Below are 26,758 nucleotides of genomic sequence, written 5' to 3'. Positions count from 1 at the left end.
TGTCGCTGCGAGATCATAAAAAGATTACTCAGCATGATCTCTTTGTTGAAACATTAAAACTCTTTTCTCAGCCAGCTATTGATACGTTTAAACCAATTGCCCACCGAGGCGCGTTTTTCTACTTCTGCCTCACCGCTCAGGTGAGACTCTTTTCCATAGTGCAGCAGACCTACCGCCGTAGAGTAGTAAGGCTCCTGCGCATAATCCGTCAGACCCGTGATGTTCAAGGGTTGGCCAATGCGTACCTGAGTGTGGAACACCCGTTGCGCACAAGCTGCCAGGCCATCAATTTGGGCGGCGCCACCGGTCAGCACAATACCCGCTGCCAGATGATGCTTCACCCCTTGCTGACGCAGTTGCTCCTGCAATTGCAAAATTTCATCGTTAACCAGATTCAACAGTTCGGTGTAGCGTGGCTCAATCACTTCAGCCAGTGTCTGTCTTTGCAGACTACGAGGAGGACGTCCCCCAACGCTTGGCACCTCTACACTTTCATCCTTGCTAACAATCGACCCAAGCGCACAGCCGTGTCGAACTTTTATCGCTTCCGCGTCTGTCGGCGGCGTGCCGAAGGCGTAGGCGATATCGCTGGTGACCACGTTCCCGGCGTAAGGGATCACTTTGGTGTGGCGCAGAGCACCGCCGGTGTACACCGCCATATCCATGGTGCCGCCGCCGATATCCACCACACAAACGCCAAGTTCGCGCTCATCCTCGGTCAGTACCGCATAACTGGCGGCCAGACCGGCGAAAATAAGTTGGTCAACTTTCAGACCACAACGTTCTACCGCTTTGACAATGTTCTTTGCCATATCGTTATGGCAGGTAATCAGGTGCACCTTGGCCTGCATGCGCACGCCGGACAACCCAACCGGGTTCTTGATGCCTTCCTGATAGTCGATGGCGTATTCCTGAGGGATAACGTGCAGGATGCGGTGTTCGTCACGTACGCGTACCGATTTAGCGGTATGCACCACGTTCTCTACATCTTCCTGCGTCACTTCCTCTTCGGAAATAGGAACCATCCCTATCTCGTTCTGACAGCTGATGTGTTTGCCCGATAATGCCAGGTAAACCGAAGAAATCTGGCAATCCGCCATCAGCTCGGCCTGATCGATAGCACGCTGTACGCATTTGACTACCGACTCCAGGTCGTTAACGCCACCCTTATCCATACCGCGAGACGGGCAACTGCCCACCCCGATAATGTTGACCATGCCATCGGGCAGAACTTCCCCTACCAATGCGGAGACTTTTGCAGTACCGATCTCCAGTCCAACTACCAGTTTTCTGTCCGTCGACTTGATCATTGTTGTTTTGCCTGTGCCTGATTCTGTTGCTGATTACTGTTCTGCTGACCGCCTGCCGCCTGCGGGTCGGTCAATACCGGGGTCCAACCTACCGAGGCGCCGGACTCGTAGCGCAAATCGACATAGTTGACGCGTTTGCTTTCCGCCTGCCCCTGCTGCAGCAATACCGGATAAAGCTCGATAAACCGCTGCAGGCGTCCGGTACGATCGTCGCGTCCCAGCTCCAGCCGAACATCATTATCCAAAGCCAGCTGCCAGGAATGGCGGGCGCTCATGGCCGCCATTTTCAGCGTAAATTTGCTAGCCGCTAACATGTTGCTCATGGCCTGATAGCCTTCCAGAACATCCTGTTCGCTCCCTTCCGGGCCATAGAGCAACGGCAATTTTTGTTTGCCGATTCGTTCTGCCGGCACGCTGAAGGATTTGCCTTCGGCGTCCACCATATGTAAATCATTCCAGCGCGCCACCGGGACATACTCGACCAGGTGGATCTTCAGCTCATCCGGCCACTGCTTGCGCACGCTGGCCTGCTTGATCCACGGCAGGCGTTCAATCTGCTGCTGGATGACATCAACATCCTGCGTCATGAAGGTGCCCGGCGCTCCCAGCGCCAGAATCGCCTGGCGAATATCATCGTTAGTGGTGTAATGGCGCTCGCCGGTGACCACCAACCGTGAGAGCGGCAACCGGCTGGCGTCTTTCATCCAACCGATGACCATCCAGCCACTCCACAGGACCGTTCCCAGCACCATCAGCAGGAAAACCATTCCCGCCAATTGGGTTCCATTGCTGCGGCGCGGGTTGTTATCCACCTCGCGTTCACGCGCATTCAGGGCAGCTTGCGACATATCAGTCGGCCAATTCCAAAATTCTCGCTACCAGCTGCGAGAAGCTTAAACCAGACTGGCGCGCTGCCATCGGCACCAGGCTATGACTGGTCATGCCCGGCGAGGTATTCACCTCAAGCAGATAGAAGCGGCCATCGCTATCCTGCATCACATCCACGCGGCCCCAGCCGCTGCAGTCCAGCCCACGGTAGGCGCGTAACGCCAACTCGGCCATTTCGGCCTCTTGTTCAGCGCCCAGGCCACTTGGACAGAAATACTGGGTATCGTCCGAAATGTACTTGGCCTGGTAGTCGTAAAATACGCCGGCCGGCTGAATGCGGATCGAAGGCAACACCTGATCGCCCAGCATGGCGACGGTGTATTCAGGGCCGCTCAGCCACTTCTCCACCAGCACGTCGTCGTCATGGCGAAAGCCTTCTTCCAGCGCGGCCTCAAGGGCATCGCGTTCGGTTACCTTGCTCATGCCGACGCTGGAACCTTCGCGGCTCGGCTTGACGATCAGCGGCAGGCCCAAGGCCTCCACGCGAGCAATCAGGTTCTGTTTCTCCGTACCGGCATACTGCTGGCGGTTCAGCGCCACATAAGGCGCGACCGGCAGCCCCATCGACTGCCACACCATCTTGGTGCGCCACTTGTCCATGGTCAGCGCCGACGCCATCACGCCGCTGCCGGTATAAGGCAGCTCAAGGAATTCCAGCATCCCCTGCAGGGTGCCATCCTCGCCGCCGCGCCCGTGCAGCGCGATAAACACTTTGGTAAACCCATGCTCTTTAAGCTGGGTTACCGGGAAATCGCGGATATCGACGCCATGGGCGTCGATGCCGGCTTCCCGCAGCCCCGCCAACACGGCAGCACCGGATTGCAATGACACTTCACGTTCAGCGGAGGTGCCACCCAGCAGTACGGCAACTTTATCAGCCATGATGTTCCTCCTCTTTTTTCTGTGGTTGCAGCTTCAGCTCAGCCAGTTTGCGGGCGATTTTACCCACGTTGCCGGCGCCTTGCACCAGCACCAGATCGTCGGCCTGCAGCAATTGCGCCAGGGTTTCCGGTACGATGTCCACATCGGATACCAGGATCGGATCCAGCTTGCCGCGGCTGCGGATGGTGCGACACAGCGAGCGGCTGTCCGCCCCCGGGATCGCCGTCTCACCCGCGGCGTACACATCGAGCATCAGCAACACATCAACCTGTGACAGCACGTTGGCGAAGTCGTCGTAGAGATCGCGGGTACGTGTGTAACGGTGCGGCTGGAAAATCATCACCAGGCGCTTATCCGGCCAGCCGGCGCGTGCCGCTTTCAGCGTGACGTCGACTTCGGTCGGGTGGTGGCCATAGTCATCGACCAGCATCGCGGTGCCGCTTTTGCCGTTCACCGGCTGCAGCGGGAACTCGCCCAGGAAATCAAAGCGGCGGCCTGTGCCCTGGAAGCCCGCCAGCGCGCGCAGGATATCCTCGTCGTCAATGCCTTCTTCCGTCGCCACCGCCACTGCCGCCGCCGCGTTCAACGCGTTGTGGCGGCCCGGGGCGTTCAGGGTCACCGTCATCAAGGGTTTATCCTGGCGGCTCAGGGTAAAGTGGCCCTGCGGCCCAACCTGGCGATAACTCTCAATGCGCACATCGGCATCTTCGCTAAAACCGTAGGTAGTGATATGGCGGCCCACGCGTGGCAGCAGTTCGCGCACCACCGGGTCATCAACACACATCACCGCACGGCCGTAGAACGGCAGGTTGTGCAAAAAGTTGATAAACGTCTGCTTCAGGTTCTCGAAGTCGCCCTGGTAGGTATCCATGTGGTCGGCTTCAATATTGGTGACAATCGCCACCATCGGTTGCAAATGCAGGAACGACGCATCGCTCTCATCCGCTTCCGCGATCAGGTAACGGCTGGACCCCAGACGCGCATGAGTACCCGCCGCTTTCACCAACCCGCCATTGACAAAGGTCGGGTCCAGACCGGCTTCGGCGTAAATGCTCGACACCATCGCCGTGGTCGTGGTCTTGCCGTGCGTACCGGCGACGGCAATGCCGTGACGGAAACGCATCAGCTCGGCCAGCATCTCCGCGCGGCGAATAACCGGGATACGCGCTTCACGTGCGGCGACAATCTCCGGGTTGTCGGCGGAGATGGCGGTAGACACCACCACGACGCTCGCATCCTGCACGTTTTCCGGGCGGTGATGGAAATAAATCGTCGCCCCGAGCGCGCTCAACTGTTGGGTTACCGGGTTAGGCGCCAGGTCGGAGCCGCTGATCTGATAACCTTCGTTAGCCAACACTTCGGCGATACCACCCATGCCGGCGCCACCGATGCCGACAAAGTGAATGTGCCGGACGCGTCGCATCTCGGGCACGATAGTACGTAGTTTCGCCAGTTGTTGTGTATTCATCACTCTCTCTAATCCGGGTCCGGCATGCCGGGCCCCTGTATGACATTCTTTGATTCAGGTTCGGCGTACCGAACCCCTGCATTATTTATTTGGCAACCCGCACCAGCTCAGCCGCCACACGCTCGGTGGCGTCCGGAATAGCCACTGCACGCGCTTTTTCGGCCATCGCCAGCAACTGTGGGCGATCCCAACCCGCCAGTAACTCAGCCACCGCATCGGCATTGAACTGCGGCTGTTCGATGATCTTCGCCGCGCCGGCTTCTTCCAGCGGACGAGCATTCCAGTACTGCTGCCGGTCTTTATGCTGGAACGGCACAAATATCGCCGGCAGGCCCGCGGCGGCGATCTCGCTGACGGTCAGCGCACCGGAGCGGCAAACCACTACGTCCGCCCAGGCGTAAGCCGCAGCCATGTCATCGATAAACTCGGTCACCTTGTGTTCCGTCTGCCCTACCCTCTCGTAGTCGCGCAGCACGTTTTCCAGCGCACCTTTGCCTACCTGATGCCAGAGCGTAATTCTATCGCCCAATCTCGCCGCGACTTCAGGAACTGTCTGATTCAGCACCCGGGCCCCCTGACTTCCGCCAATCACCAGCACGCGGATCGGGCCTTCACGCCCGGTCAGCCGTTCTGCCGGCAGCGGCAGCGCCAGTACGTCGGTGCGAACCGGGTTGCCCACGACGTCCGCATGCGGGAACGCGCCGGGGAATGCCTGCAATACTTTTTTGGCGATGCGCGCCAGCCAACGGTTGGTCAGCCCGGCAATGCCGTTTTGTTCATGCAGTACCACCGGGATACCGCACAACCACGCCGCCAAACCGCCAGGACCGGAAACGTAGCCGCCCATGCCGAGCACCACGTCCGGCTGGTAGCTGCGCATTATCGCCTTCGCCTGGCGTACCGCATGCCAGATACGCAACGGTGCGCTCAACTGGGCCTTCAGCCCTTTGCCGCGCAGGCCGGAAATACGGATGAAATCAATCTCGATCCCGTGCTTTGGCACCAGATCGGCTTCCATTCGGTCTGCGGTTCCGAGCCAGCGCACCTGCCAGCCCTGCGCCATCAGATGATGCGCGACCGCCAGCCCCGGGAACACGTGTCCGCCGGTACCGCCTGCCATCACCATTAAACGCTTAGGTTTCCCGCTCATCCCTTACCTCTTCACAAACGCCTGGGCTTTGGCCAGACGCGTTTCATAATCAATACGCAGTAACAGCACAATCGCCGTCGACATAATCAACAGGCTCGAACCGCCGTAACTTATCAGCGGCAGCGTCAGCCCTTTGGTTGGCAGCATGCCGGCTGCGGCGCCGACGTTGACCAGTGCCTGGAAGCTGAACCAGACGCCGATCGAGCAGGCCAGAAAGCCGGAAAAGCGCTGATCGATCTCCAGCGCGCGGCGGCCAATCGACATAGCGCGAAAAGCGACGAAGAATACCATTAACAATGCTAAAACCACACCGATATAGCCCAGTTCTTCGCCCAAAATCGAGAAGATAAAGTCGGTGTGCGCTTCAGGCAAATACTCGAGTTTCTGTACCGAGTTACCCAGCCCCTGCCCCCAAAATTCACCGCGGCCAAACGCCATCAGCGACTGGGTCAACTGGTAACCGCTGCCGAACGGATCGGCCCACGGGTTCCAGAACGACGTCACGCGGCGCATACGGTAAGGTTCGGCAATGATCAACAGCACTACTGCAAAGGCGCCGGAGCCGATAATCGCCAGGAACTGCCACATCTTGGCGCCGGCCAGGAACAGCATCGCCAGAGTCGTAATGAACAGCACCACCACGGTACCGAGGTCCGGTTGCGCCAGCAGCAGTACCGCCAGCACGACCATTACGCCCATCGGCTTGCAGAAGCCCCAGAAGTTGCTGCGCACCTCTTCCACCTTGCGCACCAGATAGCTCGCCAGATAGCAAAACAGCGACAGCTTGGACAGCTCCGCCGGCTGAATACGCAACGGGCCCAGCGCGATCCAGCGCGATGCGCCGTTTACCGAGCTGCCGACCACCAGTACGATCAGCAGCATCACAATCGACAACAGCAGCATCACATTGCTGTAGCGCTGCCAGACTTCCATCGGGACGCGCAGCGTCACCATCGACAGGCCGAAGGCCAGCCCCAGATACAGCGCATCACGCTTGGCAAACAGGAAAGGATCGTCCGCCAGGCGCTGACCAATCGGCATTGACGCCGAAGTCACCATAACAAAACCGATAATGGCCAACCCGAAGGTCAGCCACAGCAGGGTACGGTCGTACAGCACCATATTCACGGAATCGTTCTCACGCGATCCCATCACCCAGTCTTTCAGTCTTTCGGTTAACCCGAACGTCGGCACCCGTAGTTTCATCCGCCAAGCTCCTGTGCCAGGCGGGCAAACTCGTCGCCACGCTCTTCAAAGTTACGGAACTGATCCAGGCTGGCGCATGCCGGCGACAGCAGCACCATATCGCCAGGCTGCACCCGGCCGGCGATCGTTTGCATCGCCTGTTCCATCGTGTCGGTCAGCGTGGCGACTTCCGGCCGCAGCTCCGCCAGCTGTTCGCCATCGCGGCCGAAGCAATACAGGCGGACGTTATCGCCCTGCAGATAGCGCCCCAACGGGGAGAAATCGGCAGACTTGCCGTCGCCGCCCAACAGCAGGTGCAAAGTGCCGTCCACCTGCAGGCCATTCAACGCCGCTTCGGTGCTGCCGACGTTGGTGGCTTTCGAATCGTTAATCCAGCGTACGCCGTTATGTTCCCAGGCCAGTTGGAAACGGTGCGCCAACCCGGTAAAGGTGGTGAGCGCTTTCAGGCTGGAGGCGCGCGGGATATTCACCGCATCGGCCAGCGCCAACGCCGCCAACGCATTGGTATAGTTGTGACGGCCAGTCAGCTTCATCTCGCGGGTATTGAGGATTTTCTCACCGCGCACGCGCAGCCAGGTTTCGCCCTGCTGGCGGTTGAGGTGGTAGTCGCCCACGTCGGCCCCGAAGCTGATGCAGCGCTGGTCTGCGCCGCGTACCGGCATGGTCAGCGCGTCGTCCGCGTTAACCACGCACAGGGCGGCATTTTCATAGACGCGCAGTTTGGCGGCACGATACTGCTGCAGGCCAAACGGGTAACGGTCCATATGATCTTCCGTCACGTTCAGGATGGTCGCCGCCGCCGCTTTCAGGCTGAAAGTGGTTTCCAGTTGGAAACTTGACAGCTCCAGCACGTACAGCTGGCATTCCTGGCGCAGCAGGCTCAGCGCAGGCAGGCCAATGTTACCGCCCACACCCACCGCCCAACCGGCGGCTTTCGCCATCTCGCCCACCAGCGTGGTGACGGTGCTTTTACCGTTAGAGCCGGTGATCGCTACGATCGGCGCCTGGGCTTCGCGGCAGAACAGCTCGACGTCGCCGACGATCTCCACACCCGCATCCGCCGCCGCGCTCAACGCCGGGTGAGCCAGCGCCATGCCCGGGCTGGCGACGATCAAATCCGCCGCCAGTAACCAGTCCAGATTCAAATCGCCCAAATGCCGTTCAACGCTTTCAGGCAGCTTGTCCAGCCCCGGCGGCGAAATGCGGGTATCCATAACGCGCGGCGTTACGCCACGCGCCATAAAGAAATCAACGCAGGACAGGCCGGTGAGGCCTAACCCGATGATGACCACTTTTTTACCCTGATAATCCGCCATAATTACCGTACCTTCAGCGTCGCCAGGCCAATCAGCACCAGCATCAGCGAAATAATCCAGAAGCGCACGATCACGCGCGGTTCCGGCCAGCCCTTCAATTCATAATGGTGGTGAATCGGCGCCATGCGGAAAATACGTTGCCCGCGCAGCTTGAACGATCCCACCTGCAGGATCACCGACAGCGTCTCAACCACGAACACGCCACCCATAATCAATAACAGGAACTCTTGGCGCAGCAGCACCGCGATGGTGCCCAGCGCGCCGCCCAGCGCCAGTGAACCGACATCACCCATAAAGACCTGTGCCGGGTAGGTGTTGAACCATAAAAAGCCCAGGCCGGCGCCGACGATGGCGGTACAAACGATCACCAGCTCACCCGCATGACGCAGATAAGGAATGTGCAGGTAGTTGGCGAAATTCATGTTGCCGGTCGCCCAGGCCACCAGCGCAAAGCCCGCCGCCACGAACACCGTTGGCATGATCGCCAGGCCGTCCAGCCCGTCGGTCAGGTTGACCGCGTTGCTGGTGCCGACCACCACAAAGTACGCCAACAGCACGTACAACAGGCCGAGCTGCGGCATGATGTCCTTAAAGAACGGCACAACCAGCTCGGTGGCTGGCGTGTCTTTTCCTACGGCATACATGGCGAAGGCGAAAACCAGCGCAATCACCGACTGCCAGAAGTATTTCCAGCGGGCAATCAGCCCCTTGGTGTCTTTACGCACCACTTTGCGGTAGTCATCGACAAAGCCGACGATGCCGTAGCCCACCAGCACGAACAACACGCCCCACACATAAGGGTTGGACGGATAAGCCCACATCAGCACCGAAATGGTGATGGAGGTCAGGATCATGATGCCGCCCATGGTCGGCGTGCCGCGTTTGCTGAAATGCGACTCCGGGCCATCGTTGCGCACGACCTGGCCGAAGGACATCTCCTGCAGGCGTTTAATCACCCGCGGCCCCATCCATAAGGAGAGAAACAGCGCGGTCAGCAGGCTGACAATGGCCCTGAACGTCAGATAGGAGAAGACGTTGAAGCCGGAATAATATTTGACCAAATGCTCGGCCAGCCAAACTAACATGGTGCTTTCTCCTGTAACGCGCGTACTACCTGCTCCATTGCGGCACTACGTGAACCCTTGATTAACACGGTAATTACCGCATGTTCCGACAGTAATTCCGCCACGCGCGCGATCACTGCTGCCTTGTCCTGAAAATGTTCGCCGTTACCGGAAGCCACGCACAGCGCCTGGCTTAACGGACCGATACCTATCACTTTATCGACGCCGGCCAACCTGGCGGCTTCGCCCACCTGACGGTGACACTCTTCGGCATCCGCCCCTAGCTCGGCCATATCGCCAACCACCATTACGCGGTAGCCCGGCATCTCTGCCAGCACCTGCGCCGCAGCGGTCATCGAGCCGACGTTGGCGTTATAGCTGTCATCGAGCAGCAGTTTGTTTTCGGTAAGCGCAATCGGGAACAAACGCCCCGGCACTCCCTGCAACTGTTTCAAACCCTGACGCACGGCTTCGAGCGATGCGCCAACCGACATAGCGAGCGCCGCAGCGGCCAGCGCATTGGCCACGTTATGGCGGCCCGGCAAGGGTAGCGTTACTGCCGTAGTGCCGAACGGGCTGTGCAGCGTAAATTGCGTGCCTTTAGCGTTCACCCGCACGTCGCTGGCGAAGAAATCCACGCCTTCCGCTGCCTGCGGCGAGAAACGCCAAACGGTTTTATCGTTCAGCATGCTCTGCCAGCGCGGCCAGTCATTATTGTCGGCGTTGATGATCGCCACGCCGTCGGCCGGCAAGCCGGCAAAAATTTCACCTTTCGCCTGGGCGACGCCGGCCAAAGAGCCAAAACCTTCCAGGTGGGCAGCCGCCAGGTTATTCACCAACGCAGTCTGGGGCCGCGTCAATGCCGTGGTATAGGCAATCTCGCCAATATGGTTGGCACCCAGCTCAATCACGGCAAAATCATGTTGCGGCTGCAAACGCAACAGCGTCAGCGGCACGCCGATGTCGTTATTGAAGTTGCCTGCGGTATACAGCACTTCGCCGCATTCGCGCAAAATGGCAGCGGCCATTTCTTTCACCGAGGTCTTGCCCGATGAGCCGGTCAAGGCCACAACACGGGCCGGCACTTGCTGGCGTACCCAGGCAGCCAGTTGCCCCAGCGCCAGGCGTGTGTCTTTCACCACCAGTTGCGGTACATCCACCAATAAGCGCTTACTCACCAGCAGCGCCCCGGCGCCTGCGGCTACAGCATCGGCAGCGAAGGTGTGAGCATCAAAACGCTCGCCCTTCAACGCCACAAACAGGCAACCTGCGGTTACCTTGCGGGTATCTGTCGTCACCTCAATGATTTGGCAATCGGCGCCGATCAACTCAGCGCTCAATACATCGGCCAGTGTCTGAAGGGAGACAGGAATCATGCTATTACCCCCAGCAGACGTGCGACGGTGGTGCGATCGGAGTAATCCAGACGGCGGTTACCCACCAGTTGGTAGTCCTCGTGGCCTTTACCGGCCACCAGCACCACATCTTGTTCTTTAGCCTGCATAATCGCGCTGGTTACCGCTTCGGCACGGCCGTGGATCACCAGAGCACGCCCGGCATCCAGCAGCCCGGCCAGGATATCGGCGATGATCGCCTGCGGCTCTTCGGTGCGCGGATTATCGTCGGTGACCACTACGCGATCGGCGAACTGTTCGGCGATACCGCCCATCAGCGGGCGCTTGCCTTTGTCACGATCGCCGCCGCAACCGAACACGCACCACAGCTGCCCCTGGCAGTGCAGGCGCGCAGCTTCCAGCGCCTTCTCCAGCGCATCCGGGGTGTGGGCATAATCCACCACCACCGTCGGTTTGCCTGGCGCGTTGAACACTTCCATACGGCCGCATACCGGCTGCAGCTGATTGCCGGTTTCCACCAGTTTGTCCAGCGGATAGCCCAGCGACAACAGCGTCGCCAGCGCCAGCAACAGATTGCTGACGTTGAAGGCGCCCATCAGGCGGCTCTCAATTTCGCCGTCGCCCCAGCTTGAGCTGAAGCGGACGGTGGCGCCATTATCGTGATAGCTGACCGCAGTGGTTTTCAACCAGCGGCCATGGCAACCCAGCTGCAGGTTATCCTGCATGGTGACCGCCACCGCATCCGGCAATTTGCTCAGCCAACGCTGGCCCACTTCGTCATCGGCGTTGATGATCGCCTGCCCCACTTCGTGGCCGGCAAACAACGACCATTTGGCCGCTTCGTAATTGGCCATATCACCGTGGTAATCCAGGTGATCGCGGCTCAGGTTGGTGAACACCGCAGCGGCAAACGGCAGCGCCGCCACGCGGTTTTGCACCAACCCGTGAGAAGAGACTTCCATCGCGGCGAAGGTTGCGCCCCGATCGACCAGCTCGTTTAATACGTGTTGAACATCTACCGCAGAACCGGTGGTATTCTCAGTCGGGCACACCTGGCCCAGCAGACCGTTACCGACGGTGCCCATCACTGCGCCGGTTTCACCCAACAGTTGGCTCCACTGCGCCAGCAGTTGCGTGGTGGTGGTTTTGCCGTTGGTGCCGGTCACGCCAACCAGACGCAGGCGCTCTGCCGGTTGATGGTAAAAACGCCCGGCCAGTGCGGAAAGTCGCTGGTTAAGCTGGCTCAGATAAATCACCGGCACGCCGTGCATTTCCGTGATTGCGCCGTCTTCGGCCTGACCTTCAGCTTCGGCAATCACGGCTGCAACACCCTGCGCAATGGCCTGCGGAATATAGCGGCGTCCATCTGTCTGATGGCCAACAACGGCGACAAACAGATCCCCGGCAGCCGCAATACGGCTGTCTAATGTCATTTCCCGCAGCGCGCGCCCGGGCGCCGTCGGCACCCATGGAGCGAGTAAATCGCGCAAATTACGATCTGCCACCTGAACCCTCTTTTTTATTAATCACTAATTCGCTTTTATCAGCGGTGGGCAACGCGTCCGGTTCGACGTTCATGGTGCGCAATACGCCGCCCATGATGGCGCCGAACACCGGTGCGGAAATTGCACCGCCATAGTACTTCCCACCCTGTGGATCGTTAATCACCACCACCAGAGCAAAACGGGGATTACTGGCCGGCGCGACGCCGGCGGTATAAGCGAGATATCGGTTGACGTATTTGCCATCCGGGCCGACCTTTTTGGCGGTACCGGTTTTGATAGCGATGCGGTAACCCTTGATGGCGGCTTTCACGCCGCCGCCGCCCGGCAGGGCCACGCTTTCCATCATGTGCACCACGGTGCGCACCAGAGGTTCAGGGAAAATGCGTTCGCCGGCAACCGGAGGGTCAACCTTGGTGATCGACAATGGGCGATATACGCCCAGGCTGCCGATCGTTGCGTAGACTCGCGCCAACTGTAACGGAGTTACCATTAGCCCGTAGCCGAAAGAGAAGGTGGCCCTCTCTATGTCAGACCACCGTTGTTTTTTTGGGTATATGCCACTGCTTTCTCCGACCAGCCCCAAATTGGTCGCTTTTCCCAGTCCAAAACGAGAGTAAGTATCTACTAACGCCGAGGACGGCATCGCTAACGCCAGCTTGGTAACGCCAACGTTACTCGACTTCTGCAAGATCCCGGTAACCGACAGCTCCGCATAACGCGCCACGTCTTTAATTTCATGGCCCTGAATGCGGAAAGGAATGGTGTTCAGCACGCTGTTTTCTTTCACCACGCCGTTATGCAACGCTGTCATCACCACCATCGGTTTCACGGTGGAGCCAGGCTCAAAAATATCGGTAATAGCGCGGTTACGCATGGTGTCTTTCGGCGTACCGGCCATATTATTCGGGTTGTAGGACGGGCTGTTGGCCATCGCCAGCACTTCGCCGGTGTTCACGTCGATCAGCACCGCCGTGCCGGATTCAGCCTTGTTGAACGCCACCGCGTTGTTCAGCTCGCGATACACCAGTGCCTGCAGGCGTTCATCGACGCTCAATACCAGGTTATGCGCCGCCTGGCTGTCGACCGAGGAGATATCCTCGATCACCCGGCCATAGCGGTCTTTACGCACGGTTCGTTCACCCGGTTGCCCGGTCAACCAGCGGTCGAAGCTCTTCTCGACGCCTTCGATGCCCTGGCCGTCAATGTTGGTTACGCCGATAATGTGCGAGGTGACCTGGCCGGCCGGATAGTAACGGCGCGATTCCTGGCGCAGGTAAATCCCCGGCAGCTTCAGCTTGCGGATGTAATCGCCCACAGCCGGGTTCACCTGGCGCGCCAGATAAACAAAGCGCCCTTTCGGGTTGGCGTTAACACGGGTAGAAAGCTGATCCAGAGGGATATTCAGCGCGTCGGACAGCGCCTTCCAACGGCTGTCCAGCGTAATGCCGCCACGCTCGTTCAGCTCTTTAGGATCCGCCCAAATGGCGTTGACCGGTACGCTCACCGCCAATGGCCGGCCGGCGCGATCGCTGATCATGCCGCGCGAGGTGGGAACCTCTTGAACACGCAGCGAACGCATGTCACCTTCTTTCACCAGGCGGTCCGGATTGATGACCTGCAGATAGGCCACGCGCAGCATCAATCCTACCAGCGCCAGCAAAATACAGCCGCACAGCAACGCAAAACGCCAGCTTACAAAGCTGGCCTGATTTTCCGGGCGTTTCAACTTACCGGGGCGTGCTGCTTTCATGCGTTCCCTTTCTTCTCCGTGTCATGATTTCAGTTAAACCATTCATTGTTTAACGATGATATTTTCCTGCGATGGATCAACATGTTGCATCTGCAGCTTTTCGGTGGCGATACGCTCGACCCGGCTGTGGTCGCCGAGGGCGTTCTCCTCCAAAATCAGGTTGCGCCATTCAATATCCAGAGCATCCCGCTCAAGCACCAACTGCTCGCGTTCAGCGGTCAGCAGGCGAGTACGGTGTGCGGTCGTCACCACAAAAATCGCAGAAACCAGTGAAGCGACCAGTAAAATCAATGGGATCTTGGCGTTACGCAGCAGATCGCCGCCAATCACCCCAACCAAACCGTGGCGTTCATTACCAATCACGCGAGCATCCTCTCGGCAATGCGCAGCACTGAACTGCGCGCGCGTGGGTTTTCCGCCACTTCATCTTGCGAAGGCATCATCTTGCCCAACGCTTTCAGCGTGCGCCCGCCCATACTGCGCAGTTGCTCTTCCGTCAGCGGCAAACCTGCCGGCACCTGAGCACCACGACTGTGGTGACGCATAAAGCGTTTAACGATGCGATCTTCCAACGAGTGGAAGCTGATGATCGACAGACGGCCCTGCGGGGCCAGCACTTCCAGCGCGCCGTCCAGCGCACGCTCAATCTCTTCCAGCTCACTGTTGATGTAGATGCGAATGGCCTGGAAACTGCGCGTTGCCGGGTGCTTGTGTTTTTCCCGGAACGGGCTGGCATTGGCGATCAAATCGGCCAGCTCTTTGGTGCGAGTCATCGGCTCGACGCGGTTTCTTTCCACGATGGCGCGGGCAATGCGCTTGGCGAAACGCTCCTCGCCGAAGGTTTTCAGCACCCAGGCAATGTCTTCCGCTTCCGCTTTCAGCAGCCATTCAGAGGCTGACTGGCCGCTTGACGGGTCCATGCGCATGTCCAGTGGGCCGTCACGCATGAAGGAAAAACCGCGTTCTGCGTCATCCAACTGCGGCGATGAAACGCCCAGATCGAGTAAAACGCCATCAATCTGCCCCACCAATTCGCGTTCCCGCACATAGTGTGACAAATCGGAAAATGGGCCGTGTACGATGGTAAAACGAGGATCTTCAATAGACTTGGCGGCTGCAATCGCCTGCGGATCGCGGTCAATTGCCAACAAACGTCCTTCCGGCCCCAGTTGGGACAGAATCAGACGAGAATGGCCACCGCGACCAAAAGTACCGTCGATATATATGCCGTTACTGCGAATATTGAGGCCATTGACCGCCTCATCCAACAGTACGGTGGTGTGTTTATAGTTTTCCAACATGCTTATAGCGACAAGTCCTGTAGCCGCTCAGACAACGGTTCCTGAGTCGACTGTTCTGCGTCAATATCATCCTTGACTTGTTGATACCAGGTCTGTTCATCCCACAGTTCAAACTTGTTGAACTGCCCGACCAGCATCACTTCTTTTGTAAGCCCGGCGTGTTGACGTAGCGTAGTAGCTAGCAACAACCGACCGGCGCTATCCATCTGACACTCACTGGCATGCCCCAACAATAAGCGCTGAACGCGGCGCTCTGCGGGATTCATACTCGACAGACGGGATAATTTTTGTTCAATAATTTCCCATTCGGGCAATGGGTAAAGCAGCAGGCAGGACTGATGGAGGTCAATGGTACAGACCATTTGGCCTTGCGATTGCTCGTTCAGCAACTCCCGATAACGGGTAGGTACGGCAAGCCGCCCTTTGCTGTCGAGATTGACCATCGTTGCCCCACGGAACATTCCTGAGCTACCCCTTCATGACCGTTTTCACCACTTTACACCACAAATTCCCACATAAGGGAGTTTACGGAGGGTATGAAAACCTTGTCAAGCCAGAGCACTGGAGCTTTGGCAATATTTCTCCCGTCATTTTGGGAGCTGACTCGCGAAAGGAACGTTCTTTATTCAATGAATGAAAATTAACATCCTGATAAACGGGGAGAATTTTCTTAGCGGAAAGAGGGTGATTAAAAACCTGACAAATTGGCGATTAATTAACTCATTACTTCCTTCTGCAATCGATGTCTCATTTTTTAGCTCGGCAATCACAATCCTGTAACCCGCCACGACCCGCACCGGCCAAGGCCCGGCGTTAACTCCCGCCGTTGGCGAAATACGGCATAAGCCATTGAGTTAATAACGCTCAACGGTTATTACACTTCAGATCGAGCGCTATTTTACTTCAATTAAAGCACCCGTGATAAGCCTGATGAAAAAATAAATTACTCGGATATTACGAGGCGAGCTAATTTCGATTTAAATCAGTTTGGTAAGATTATTCTCAAAATACATGTTTACAATTATGGTTTCATTTCCTTACATCATTTATTCCCACAATTTTTGCTGTGAAAATGCACCTTATAATGAAAACAAACGTAACTATATGTTTTAAATCAAAAAAGTAAAAACCCTCCCGTTTTAATCCCTTCACGCCAGATTCTACCGCTCTTCCTCAGGATAAAAATCAGCCAACGACAATAAATAAAAATATTCAGCTACCCAAGAAAACCAAAGCAGAGGAGTAAACTATAAAATACGCACAAAACAAGAATCAACAACCAAAATCATAAAAATTAACAGAACATTAACCAAACAAAAAGGAGATTACACCATGCTTTCGCCTGTCGCTTATTGGCGCAGCGCCGCCGCCGATACTTTTGCGTTGGTGGTGTACTGTTTCATCGCTGGTATGGCGATAGAAATCCTGGTTTCGGGCATGAGTTTTCACCAATCACTGTCCTCCCGCCTGGTGTCGATCCCGGTGAATGTCCTGATCGCCTGGCCCTACGGGCGCTACCGCGACCTGTTTATTCGTCTCGTGAAACGCTTTCAGCGCGGGCAATGGTTACTGCGCAACCTCGCCGATTTGCTGGCCTACGTCAGTTTTCAATCGCCAGTGTATGCCGCCATATTGTGGAGCGTAGGTGCAGACGGGCAGCAGATCATGACTGCGGTAGCCGGGAATGCCGTGGTATCGATGGCGATGGGCGTAGCCTATGGCTACTTTCTTGAATACTGCAGAAAACTGTTTCGGGTAGGCGGCTATGTGTAAAGCGAAGAAGCTGGCAGGACGCAAGATAGCCATCCTGCCTGTCGCATTTATTTACGGCTCAAACTACCGCGGCGGAACAGATTGCGGCGGATGCGCGTCAGGCCCGGTTTAGGCTTGCGTGGCTCATCCAGGCTGGCCAGCACCAGTTCCAGCACCCGTTCAGCGACATCGCGGTGGCGCTGCGCTACCGCCAGCACCGGGCACTCAAGAAAGTCCAGCAGTTCGTGATCGCCGAAGGTGGCGATCGCCAGATCGGTCGGCAAGCGGCCGCGCTGTTTCAACGTCACATCCATGACTCCCTGCAACAGAGAGAATGAGGTGGTGAAAAGCGCCTGCGGCATCGGATGCGTTTTCAACCATTCGGCAAAGAGTACGCCGGCAGCCTCGCGCTCATAACTGTTGGCGTACAGGTAATCGACAGGCCGTTCATCGCCCTCCCACGCCTGGCGGAATCCTTGCTCACGCAGGAAACTGACGGAAAGCTCCGGCAACGCCCCCAGATACAGCACCGACTCCGCCGGAAAAGTGCGAAGTTCCTGCGCCAGCGCGAAGGAATCCTCTTGATCGGCCCCCACCACGCTGATGAAATGCTCGCGATCCAGCGCCCGGTCCAGAGCGATAATCGGCAAAGGATCCTTGGCCCAGCGTTGATAGAACGGATGTTCCGGCGGCAAAGCCGTGGAAACGATAATGGCGTCGACCTGGCGTTGCAACAGGTGTTCGATACAGCGCATTTCGTTATCCGGCTGATCTTCCGAACAGGCAATCAATAGCTGGTAACCGCGCTGACGTGCCTGACGTTCCAGGTAGTTGGCGATGCGGGTGTAGCTGGTGTTTTCCAGATCCGGTATCACCAGGCCGATAGAACGCGTTCGTCCGGCACGTAACCCTGCCGCGACGGCATTCGGGTGATAGTTATGCTCCCTGACCACGGCCATCACTTTTTCGACGGTTTTATCGCTGACACGATACTGCTTCGCTTTGCCGTTGATGACATAACTGGCCGTGGTGCGCGAAACGCCCGCGAGACGCGCGATTTCATCCAGTTTCACGTTAACCCCTTTTGACGCTAAAAATAGAAGTGAAAGCGATACCCGTCATACTTGAAACTGCCCCTGCGTTGGCTACGCTCACTTACCCGAATCACTTACCACAGTAAGCATCATCGGGATGCGTTCCCTTGCCGCCTTGATGCAGCTCCAATTATCTAGGGTATATACTTGGATTAACCATCGCATCCCGTGCGGTTATTCAATCCAGCCTCTGCGATCTAACAGCAGAAAACACTGCCTAGCAACCGCTTTTGCCGAAAGGTGCCAGCAAACAGACAAAAAAACACCGAAAAACAAAAGGCGCAGCCATGCCGCGCCCTCAGATTATGCCAATATCACGTTTCAGCGCATGATTTTATCGCCGCGCGACACGCCAACGACGCCGGAACGCGCCACTTCGACAATTTCAGCCACTTCGCGCACCGCATTGAGAAACGCATCCAGCTTGTCGCTGGTGCCGGCCAGCTGAACGGTGTAAAGCGTCGCCGTGACATCGACAATCTGCCCACGGAAAATATCGGCGCAGCGTTTTACCTCTTCACGACCATAACCGCTGGCCTGCAGCTTCACCAGCATGATTTCGCGTTCAACATGCGCCCCCTGCACCAGTTCGCTGACGCGCAGCACGTCCACCAGCTTATGCAGTTGCTTTTCGATCTGCTCCAGCACTTTCTCGTCGCCGACGGTTTGGATGGTCATGCGTGACAGCGTGGGATCATCGGTCGGCGCCACCGTCAGGCTTTCAATGTTGTAACCACGCTGGGAGAACAACCCCACCACACGCGACAACGCACCGGATTCGTTTTCCAGTAATACAGATAAAATACGTCGCATGATCAGGTCCTCTCCGTTTTGCTTAACCACATTTCGTCCATGCTTCCGCCGCGGATCTGCATTGGGTAAACATGTTCGGTCTCATCGACGGTGACATCGACAAACACCAGTCGTTCTTTCTCGACCAATGCCTGAGCCAGTTTGCTTTCCAGTTCATCCGGCGTGCGAATGGCGATGCCAACGTGACCGTAAGCCTCCGCCAGTTTGACAAAATCAGGCAGGGAATCCATATAAGACTGCGAATGGCGGCCGGAGTAGATCATATCCTGCCACTGCTTCACCATGCCCAGATAGCGGTTGTTGAGATTCACCACCACCACCGGCAGGTTGTACTGCAACGCGGTGGAAAGCTCCTGAATGTTCATCTGGATGCTGCCGTCGCCGGTCACGCACACGACGGTCTCATCAGGCAACGCCAGCTTCACGCCCAACGCCGCCGGCAGACCGAAGCCCATGGTGCCCAAGCCGCCGGAGTTGATCCAGCGGCGCGGTTTGTCGAACGGGTAGTAGAGCGCAGCGAACATCTGGTGCTGGCCCACATCGGAAGTGACGTAAGCCTCGCCTTTGGTCAAACGATGCAGGGTTTCGATCACGGCTTGCGGCTTGATGGTTCCGCTGTTTTTGTCATAGCCCAGGCAATCGCGCGCGCGCCACTGCTCAATCGACTGCCACCAGTCGCGCAGCGCGTCGAAGTCCTGCGCCTTATCGTCCTGCGCCAACAGTTCGAGCATCTGAGTCAGCACCTGTTTGGCATCGCCCACGATCGGAATATCGGCGTCGACCGTCTTGGAGATCGAGGTGGGATCAATATCGATATGCAATACGGTGGCATCCGGGCAGTATTTTGCCAGGTTGTTGGTAGTGCGATCGTCAAAACGCACGCCGACGGCAAAGATCACGTCGGAATGGTGCATGGTTTTGTTAGCTTCGTAAGTGCCGTGCATACCGAGCATGCCGACGCTCTGGCGGTGCGTACCGGGGAACGCCCCTAACCCCATCAGGGTACAGGTCACCGGCAGATTCAGCTTCTCGGCCAGTTCCAGCAGTTCTGCGTCGCAGGCCGAGTTAATCGCCCCGCCGCCAACGTACATGACCGGCTTTTTGGCCGACAAAATGGTTTGCAGCGCGCGCTTTATTTGCCCACGGTGGCCCTGCACCGTTGGGTTGTATGAGCGCATGCTCACTTCCTGCGGGTAGGCGTAAGGCATTCTGACCGCCGGGCCAACGATATCTTTCGGCAGGTCGATCACGACCGGGCCCGGCCGACCGGTTGAAGCCAGATAAAAGGCTTTCTTCAGGATGCCGGGAATATCTTCGGTGCGCTTCACCAGGAAACTGTGCTTCACCACCGGGCGCGAAATCCCGACCATGTCGCACTCCTGAAAAGCGTCATAGCCAATCAGCGAGCTTGGAACCTGGCCGGAGAGCACCACCATCGGGATGGAGTCCATATAGGCGGTCGCAATGCCGGTAATCGCATTGGTCGCGCCGGGGCCGGAAGTCACCAGCACCACACCGACCTCACCGGTTGCGCGTGCATAGCCATCTGCCATATGCACGGCGCCCTGCTCATGACGCACCAATATGTGATCGATTCCTCCGACCGTATGCAGGGCGTCGTAGATATCGAGTACCGCCCCGCCCGGATATCCGAATACATGCTTAACGCCCTGATCGATCAACGATCGGACGACCATCTCGGCTCCTGACAACATCTCCATGGGTTTGCCTCCAGGCTTACTTATTTCTTGTCTGGCGCCGGAACGTAGCGCCTGTTGTGGGGTAATACCCCCAAATTTTTGTGGATTGAATATACCCTATGGATTTCAAGTTGCAGCCAGGCGGTCAGTCCGGGAGCCCCAGGCGCTAACGCAAGTCAAGTCACTGGGGCGAGCGACAAATCCGTCGGGAACAGATTTGAACGCTGTGCACAGCGGCCCCGAAGGGGTCAGGTCCACGGAGGGGCCTGGTAAAGCAGCCAACAACGCTGCAGCTTGAAATACGACTGGTATATAACTGGTTAACATAACGTCAGAGTATTGAGCAGGCAAACGACAAAAAGACCCAATGAAGCAGTGGTTATTGCTATGCGGCTGGGGATCGGGGGTTTACAAAAACAATGCACTAGCCGCTGGCGGTTCGGGCTAGGCATTGTTTCGAGCAGGTAGGGAATTACAGAACTATATTAGGCAAGAATTATGCTGTTTTTTTAGCCGAGCGCACTGCCCGGCGGCATCCTTAAGCCTGATCCTGGTACATCGAGTCAATTTCATGCTGGTAGCGCTGTAGAATCACCTTCCGGCGCAGTTTCAGCGTTGGAGTCAGTTCACCCAACTCCATCGAAAAGGCCGCCGGCAGCAGGGTAAACTTTTTCACCTGCTCAAAGCGCGCCAGCTCTTTTTGCATGTCGCGCAGACGGCTCTCGAACATCTCTATAATGTGGCTATTGCGCAGCAACTCCAGACGGTCCTGATATTTCAGGTTGATGGATTTCGCATATTCTTCCAGCGACTCAAAGCTGGGCACAATCAGGGCCGAAACGAATTTACGCGCATCGGCGATGATCGCCACCTGCTCGATAAAACGATCCTGAGCCAGCGTGCCTTCGAGCATCTGCGGGGCAATGTATTTGCCACCGGAGGTTTTCATCAAATCCTTCAGACGTTCGGTAATAAACAGGTTACCGACCTCGTCAATCGCGCCGGCGTCACCGGTTTTCAGCCAACCGTCCCCGGTGAAAGAAGCAGCAGTTTCCAGCGGCTTATTGAAATAGCCACGCATCACAATGGGGCCGCGTACCTGAATCTCATTCTCTTCGGCAATACGCACCTCAACCCCCGGCAAGGGTTTGCCGATGGATCCAAAGCGGAAATTGCCCTCTTCCCAGCAGGAAACGGTAGCGCAAGTCTCGGTCATGCCGTAACCATATTTGATGTTGACGCCCATCGCCTGGAAAAACAGAATGACGTTGTCGTCAAGTTTGGCGCCTGCCGCGGGCAAGAAACGCACCCTTCCGCCGAGGATGCCGCGCAGCTTGCTCAAGACCAGTTTATCGGCCCAACGGTGGGAAAGGTTGAACAACTTACCCAACGGCTTATCGGCGCGCTCCTGCAGGAACTTGCGTTCACCACAGACGATCGCCCAATGGAACAGCGCACGACGCAGCCAGGGCGCACGCGCTACCTTTTCATGCACCGCGCTAAAGATTTTTTCGTAGAAACGCGGCACCGCACACATCAACGTCGGGCGTACCGACGTCATGGCTTCACGCACCCAGTCAGTATTCGGCAGATACACGTTCTGCGCGCCAGTGTGCATGATGAAGAAGCTCCAGGTGCGCTCAAAAACGTGCGATATCGGCAGGAAACTGAGGGAGACATCCTCCTCGTTCACCGTCAGCCGCCCATCATGCAGATAAAGCTGCGCGGCCAAATTGCCGTAATCCAGCATCACTCCCTTTGGCTCGCCGGTAGTGCCGGAGGTATAAATCAGGGTGAACAGATCCCGCAAATCGCATTCCTCAATGCGCTGCTGCCGTTGAGACTTGAAGACCTCAACGTCTGCCCCGCGCTCAAAGGCGCTCAGGTGTTGAGCAATATCGCACCCGCGCAGATCGGCAGCATCGTCAAACACGATGATATGCCTCAACTGTGGGCATACGCCACGCAGCGCAATGGCCGCATCCAACTGCGTCTGCTCGCCGACGAAGAGAATGCGGATATCCGCATCATTAATGATAAAGGCTGCCTGGGCGGGTGTATTGGTGGCGTAAAGCGGTACGCTCACCGCACGCAATTGCAGAACAGCCAAATCCGCCAGTGACCACGCCATGCAGTTATTGGCAAAAATCGCGATGCGTTCTTGCACTTCTGTCCCCAGCGCCAGCAATGCACTGGCGATGCGGTTAGTGTGGGCATCGGCCTGCCCCCAGGTGAGTTGCGTCTCGCCATCAGGAGACCATTGGCGAAAAGCTGTGCGATCGGCACGATGGGAAACCTGGTGCTGTATACGATGAGTCAGATGGTATTGCAGCAAATTATTGATCATAGCGCTCTAAGCCTGAAATGAATCAAACAGTTAACCTCGAACAGAGCATTTCACCCCGCATCTCAGCTTACACGTGTTTACTTTTTTTCGCGCAGTCTACCTACTCTCAGGCAGCGGGAAAAGAGATTTCAGCGTAGAAGTGTGAGCCAAAACTCAGCTTAACTTCATCATCCTTCGGATTGGACAATGCGGCAGTGAAAAGATTTTACACCGGCAACAAAATGCGGCCCCTGCGGGCCGGCGATTAAAATCAGTTTAAAACACCAATAAAAATAACAAACACAGAATATAAATTCACGTTAATTATTTTTCATAAAATAGACACCCTAGCTATAAAAAAGTTATTTTCCCGACTAAAACCAAGAAACATCTTAATAAAAAGCAAGATAGTTCTTAGTTTTTAAACATAAGAAAAATACCCTCATGGAAGTGTTGCCTTTCTTTAGAAACAGTACTTCCTGAATTTACTCTGCATTGCCGGCCTCAGTCAGAACGGATTTCATCCATTGATGCCCTTTATCGCGTTCGGAAGACTCATGCCAGGAAAGGTAGCAGGTCGCTTTATTGCTTGCCGCGCATAAAGGTATCGCTTTTATTTTCAGTGATGTGGCTTGTTGCTGTACCAACCATGCAGGAGCGATAGCCACCATTTCCGTCTGGGACACCAGGTTTAATACGCTATATAAATCGGTGCACTGCTGAGTAATGGCGCGCTGCATGGCCTCCTCTATATAATAAGGCTTACTGAAAGCCCCATAACTTTCCAGCGAGACCACAGCATGTTGCTCAGATAAAACTTGTTCTGGCGTGAGACTGGCGGTTATTCTCGGGTGCGCCTGCGCCACTGCCAGCACCAGTTCATCGTCGAACAATGCCACACTGCGAAAGTCCGTCGATTCAAAACGGTTGTAGCCGATAACAAATTCGACGTCCTGATAGCGTAGCTGATGTTCAATATTATTGTTAATGTATGACTTTATTTGCAAATTAAGTTGAGGGGCGATCAGTTTGACATGATTGATTATCTTGGCACCCAATCGCAAATCAAGCGGGCTGCAGAGAGACAACGAAAAAACCCGCGAACTGGTAAGTGGTTCAAACTCCGAGCCAGGCAGCTCATTTTGCACCAATTGCAACGCCTGGCGCACGGGCCCGAACAACTGCCGGGCCCGCAGAGTGGGCTGTATCCCCCGCCCGCTGCGTACGAACAGCTCATCATTGAACATCATCTTCAAGCGTGCAACGGCATTGCTCACCGCCGGTTGCGACATCCCCAACGAAGTAGCGGCCCGCGTAATATTCTGCATTTGCATCACAGCGTCAAAAACAGTCAGTAAATTAAGATCGACGCTGCGTAAATGAATGTCCGCAGGCTCTTTCACCATGGCAATTTCTGAATCATATTCAGCCATATATCACTCCACTAAGTCCTGTGTAGATAATCCTATCCCTGTGCAGAACAAACAATGTGAAACCACACTTTGTTATTCCTACAAGATAAAATCAGTTATTCCTTCAATCGACCGATAGAAACCATCGCTATACTGCCGTGGCGCAAACCGCATATGGGGTGCATATCAGAGAATTTCGCCGCAACGGGGAAAAAGGGCACCAAGATACTACTACCAAATAGTTATCAAAATTTTCAATGCCATTAAGCAGCGAAGTTTCAATTTTAATCCATACTATAAAAACATATCACTAATCGTCTAAAAACAGATATTTTCTTATGTAAAATGGGTTAATTTATTACCTTTCTTTCAACTGATAAATAAATCATATATTTTAGAACATGATCATTTACCAGGACGATATCCCCTCTCCTCTTCCGACTGCCAGATATCTTTACCGTTTCATGATAAATCTTAACCCAATAAGATGCAGAAGCAATTGCTGCGATCCATATTCGATTAATTTATGCTAAGCAGCACGCAAAACCCCACCTGCTTTTTTGCTAATCATATGCGTTTTAACCGGATTATCCTCTACTGACATCGTTGTCCAATTCACTGACGCCTGATTACCCCTTTATTCAATCAGGTGTTGACATCGCCAGGCCAATAACGTATCAAATTAGGAACGACACAATTTAAGAGAAGCTGAACCCTCATGATCCGTACTCACCGTCTACTAAGCCTACTACTTAACGCATCTTTGCGCGGTATGCTGGTGGACGGAGTTCAGAGCTGATTCAGTCCCTCACTCATAACAAACCCGCGCTACTGCGCGGGTTTTTTTTTACCCGCTTAGCGTGAAACAAACACGATAAGGAACGCCCCGATGAGCCAACAAGTCATTATTTTCGATACTACGCTGCGTGATGGTGAACAAGCGCTGCAAGCCAGTCTGAGCGTAAAAGAGAAGATTCAGATAGCCATGGCACTGGAGAGAATGGGTGTCGACGTCATGGAAGTCGGTTTCCCGGTCTCCTCTCCGGGTGATTTCGAATCGGTGCAGACCATTGCCCGTCAGATCAAAAACAGCCGCGTATGTGGCCTGGCCCGCTGCGTAGATAACGATATCGACGTCGCCGCCGAAGCGTTGCGCGTTGCCGAGGCCTTCCGCATTCACGTGTTCCTGGCCACATCGACCCTGCACATCGAATCCAAATTGAAGCGCTCGTTCGATGAAGTACTGGAAATGGCGGTACGCTCGGTGAAACGCGCTCGCAACTACACCGACGACGTGGAGTTCTCTTGCGAAGACGCAGGCCGCACGCCAATCGATAATCTGTGCCGCGTAGTGGAAGCCGCCATCAATGCCGGTGCCACCACCATCAATATTCCGGACACCGTCGGCTATACCACGCCGAACCAGTTCGGCGGCATCATCACCACCCTGTATGACCGCGTACCGAACATTGATAAAGCCATTATTTCGGTCCACTGCCACGACGATCTGGGCATGGCGGTCGGCAACTCTATCGCCGCCGTACAGGCAGGTGCACGCCAGGTAGAAGGCACGTTGAACGGTATCGGTGAACGCGCCGGCAACACCTCGCTGGAAGAAGTGATCATGGCGATCAAAGTGCGCCAGGACATCATGAACGTGCACACCAACATTAATCATCAGGAAATCTTCCGCACCAGCCAATTGGTCAGCCAGCTGTGCAACATGCCGATTCCGGCCAACAAAGCTATCGTGGGTTCCAATGCCTTCGCCCACTCCTCCGGCATTCATCAGGACGGCGTGCTGAAGAACCGTGAAAACTACGAAATCATGTCGCCGCAGACCATAGGTCTGAAAGACGTGCAGTTGAACCTGACCTCCCGTTCCGGCCGCGCTGCGGTAAAACACCGCATGGAAGAGATGGGCTATAAGGAACAGGACTACAACCTGGACACTCTGTACACCGCTTTCCTGAAGCTGGCCGACAAGAAAGGCCAGGTATTCGATTACGATCTGGAGGCTTTGGCCTTCATTAACAAGCAGCAGGAAGAGCCGGAACATTACAGCCTGGGCTATTTCAGCGTGCAGTCCGGCACCAACATTATGGCCACCGCTTCGGTGAAACTGATCTGCGGCGATGAAGAAAAAGCCGAAGCGGCAACCGGCAACGGCCCGGTCGACGCGGTTTATCAGGCCATCAATCGCATTACCGATTACCCGATCGAATTAGTGAAGTATCAGTTGACCGCCAAAGGCCAGGGCCGCGACGCGCTGGGCCAGGTTGATATCGTGGTGTCCTACAACGGCCGCCGCTTCCACGGCGTGGGTCTGGCGACCGACATCGTGGAATCCTCCGCCAAGGCGATGGTGCACGTATTGAACAATATTTGGCGCTCCCAGCAGGTAGAAAAAGAAAAACAGCGTCTGCAGCAAAGCAAACATCAAAATAATCAGGAAACGGTGTGAAC

21 protein-coding genes are annotated in these 26,758 nt (G+C 56.0%); 2 read left to right on the top strand and 19 right to left on the bottom strand.

Annotated elements, in window-relative coordinates:
* Positions 1-53: 53 nt before the first annotated feature.
* The 14 genes from ftsA to mraZ all read right to left on the bottom strand — a co-directional run bounded on the left by ftsA (position 54) and on the right by mraZ (position 15,656).
* Complete coding sequence (ftsA, locus tag JK621_RS02500) at positions 54-1,310, bottom strand: cell division protein FtsA (protein WP_004950148.1); 1,257 nt, start codon at positions 1,308-1,310, stop codon at positions 54-56.
* The gene (gene ftsQ, locus JK621_RS02495; protein ID WP_212558510.1) at positions 1,307-2,158 is read right to left on the bottom strand and encodes a cell division protein FtsQ; all 852 of its coding nucleotides are present in this window, start codon (positions 2,156-2,158) and stop codon (positions 1,307-1,309) included. Before ftsQ ends, ftsA begins: the two co-directional genes overlap by 4 nt.
* Position 2,159: 1 nt before the next feature.
* The gene (locus JK621_RS02490; RefSeq protein ID WP_212558509.1) at positions 2,160-3,080 is read right to left on the bottom strand and encodes a D-alanine--D-alanine ligase; all 921 of its coding nucleotides are present in this window, start codon (positions 3,078-3,080) and stop codon (positions 2,160-2,162) included.
* The gene (gene murC / locus JK621_RS02485; RefSeq protein WP_212558508.1) at positions 3,073-4,548 is read right to left on the bottom strand and encodes a UDP-N-acetylmuramate--L-alanine ligase; all 1,476 of its coding nucleotides are present in this window, start codon (positions 4,546-4,548) and stop codon (positions 3,073-3,075) included. The genes JK621_RS02490 and murC overlap by 8 nt, the downstream gene beginning before the upstream one ends.
* A gap of 85 nt (positions 4,549-4,633) precedes the next feature.
* Positions 4,634-5,698, bottom strand: a complete 1,065-nt coding sequence (murG, locus tag JK621_RS02480) for an undecaprenyldiphospho-muramoylpentapeptide beta-N-acetylglucosaminyltransferase (protein ID WP_212558507.1) — start codon at positions 5,696-5,698, stop codon at positions 4,634-4,636.
* A 3-nt stretch (positions 5,699-5,701) separates the two neighbouring features.
* Positions 5,702-6,904: a cell division protein FtsW gene (gene ftsW, locus JK621_RS02475; protein WP_212558506.1), complete on the bottom strand. Its 1,203-nt coding sequence runs from the start codon at positions 6,902-6,904 to the stop codon at positions 5,702-5,704.
* Entirely contained in the window at positions 6,901-8,220 is a 1,320-nt protein-coding gene (murD, locus tag JK621_RS02470; protein WP_212558505.1) for a UDP-N-acetylmuramoyl-L-alanine--D-glutamate ligase, read from the bottom strand. Before murD ends, ftsW begins: the two co-directional genes overlap by 4 nt.
* A 2-nt stretch (positions 8,221-8,222) precedes the next feature.
* The gene (gene mraY / locus JK621_RS02465) at positions 8,223-9,305 is read right to left on the bottom strand and encodes a phospho-N-acetylmuramoyl-pentapeptide-transferase (RefSeq protein ID WP_212558504.1); all 1,083 of its coding nucleotides are present in this window, start codon (positions 9,303-9,305) and stop codon (positions 8,223-8,225) included.
* Positions 9,299-10,660: a UDP-N-acetylmuramoyl-tripeptide--D-alanyl-D-alanine ligase gene (gene murF / locus JK621_RS02460; RefSeq protein ID WP_212558503.1), complete on the bottom strand. Its 1,362-nt coding sequence runs from the start codon at positions 10,658-10,660 to the stop codon at positions 9,299-9,301. The genes mraY and murF overlap by 7 nt, the downstream gene beginning before the upstream one ends.
* Positions 10,657-12,144: a UDP-N-acetylmuramoyl-L-alanyl-D-glutamate--2,6-diaminopimelate ligase gene (gene murE / locus JK621_RS02455; RefSeq protein WP_212558502.1), complete on the bottom strand. Its 1,488-nt coding sequence runs from the start codon at positions 12,142-12,144 to the stop codon at positions 10,657-10,659. The genes murF and murE overlap by 4 nt, the downstream gene beginning before the upstream one ends.
* On the bottom strand, positions 12,131-13,894 hold the full coding sequence (locus JK621_RS02450) for a peptidoglycan glycosyltransferase FtsI (RefSeq protein WP_004950134.1): 1,764 nt from the start codon (positions 13,892-13,894) through the stop codon (positions 12,131-12,133). Before JK621_RS02450 ends, murE begins: the two co-directional genes overlap by 14 nt.
* 42 nt (positions 13,895-13,936) lie before the next feature.
* The gene (gene ftsL / locus JK621_RS02445) at positions 13,937-14,257 is read right to left on the bottom strand and encodes a cell division protein FtsL (protein ID WP_212558501.1); all 321 of its coding nucleotides are present in this window, start codon (positions 14,255-14,257) and stop codon (positions 13,937-13,939) included.
* Positions 14,254-15,195 (bottom strand): 16S rRNA (cytosine(1402)-N(4))-methyltransferase RsmH, encoded by a 942-nt coding sequence (gene rsmH, locus JK621_RS02440; protein WP_212558500.1) that lies wholly within the window; start codon positions 15,193-15,195, stop codon positions 14,254-14,256. The genes ftsL and rsmH overlap by 4 nt, the downstream gene beginning before the upstream one ends.
* Before the next feature lie 2 nt (positions 15,196-15,197).
* Positions 15,198-15,656: a division/cell wall cluster transcriptional repressor MraZ gene (gene mraZ / locus JK621_RS02435; RefSeq protein ID WP_126480227.1), complete on the bottom strand. Its 459-nt coding sequence runs from the start codon at positions 15,654-15,656 to the stop codon at positions 15,198-15,200.
* A gap of 871 nt (positions 15,657-16,527) precedes the next feature.
* Here mraZ and JK621_RS02430 point away from each other — a divergent pair.
* On the top strand, positions 16,528-16,968 hold the full coding sequence (locus JK621_RS02430) for an L-alanine exporter AlaE (protein WP_212558499.1): 441 nt from the start codon (positions 16,528-16,530) through the stop codon (positions 16,966-16,968).
* Between the two features lie 47 nt (positions 16,969-17,015).
* On the opposite strand, the gene cra is transcribed toward JK621_RS02430, so the two are convergent.
* The 5 genes from cra to leuO all read right to left on the bottom strand — a co-directional run bounded on the left by cra (position 17,016) and on the right by leuO (position 24,313).
* Entirely contained in the window at positions 17,016-18,020 is a 1,005-nt protein-coding gene (cra, locus tag JK621_RS02425) for a catabolite repressor/activator (protein ID WP_004950124.1), read from the bottom strand.
* Between the two features lie 342 nt (positions 18,021-18,362).
* Positions 18,363-18,854, bottom strand: a complete 492-nt coding sequence (gene ilvN, locus JK621_RS02420; RefSeq protein ID WP_004950121.1) for an acetolactate synthase small subunit — start codon at positions 18,852-18,854, stop codon at positions 18,363-18,365.
* Between the two features lie 2 nt (positions 18,855-18,856).
* Positions 18,857-20,575 carry an acetolactate synthase 3 large subunit gene (gene ilvI / locus JK621_RS02415; protein WP_212558498.1) on the bottom strand — a complete coding sequence of 573 codons (1,719 nt, stop codon included), beginning with the start codon at positions 20,573-20,575 and terminating at the stop codon, positions 18,857-18,859.
* A gap of 517 nt (positions 20,576-21,092) precedes the next feature.
* A complete protein-coding gene (locus JK621_RS02410) occupies positions 21,093-22,901 on the bottom strand; it encodes an AMP-dependent synthetase/ligase (RefSeq protein WP_212558497.1) in 1,809 nt (602 codons plus the stop codon).
* A 464-nt stretch (positions 22,902-23,365) separates the two neighbouring features.
* Positions 23,366-24,313, bottom strand: a complete 948-nt coding sequence (gene leuO / locus JK621_RS02405; RefSeq protein ID WP_212558496.1) for a transcriptional regulator LeuO — start codon at positions 24,311-24,313, stop codon at positions 23,366-23,368.
* 868 nt (positions 24,314-25,181) lie between these two features.
* Here leuO and leuA point away from each other — a divergent pair.
* Complete coding sequence (gene leuA, locus JK621_RS02400) at positions 25,182-26,756, top strand: 2-isopropylmalate synthase (RefSeq protein WP_004950113.1); 1,575 nt, start codon at positions 25,182-25,184, stop codon at positions 26,754-26,756.
* Positions 26,757-26,758 lie beyond the last annotated feature (2 nt).

The sequence above is a fragment of the Serratia plymuthica genome (assembly GCF_018336935.1).
Lineage (GTDB): Bacteria > Pseudomonadota > Gammaproteobacteria > Enterobacterales > Enterobacteriaceae > Serratia > Serratia plymuthica_B.
Note: the sequence above shows the minus strand (reverse complement) of the source record. Positions and strands in the feature narration are given on the sequence as shown.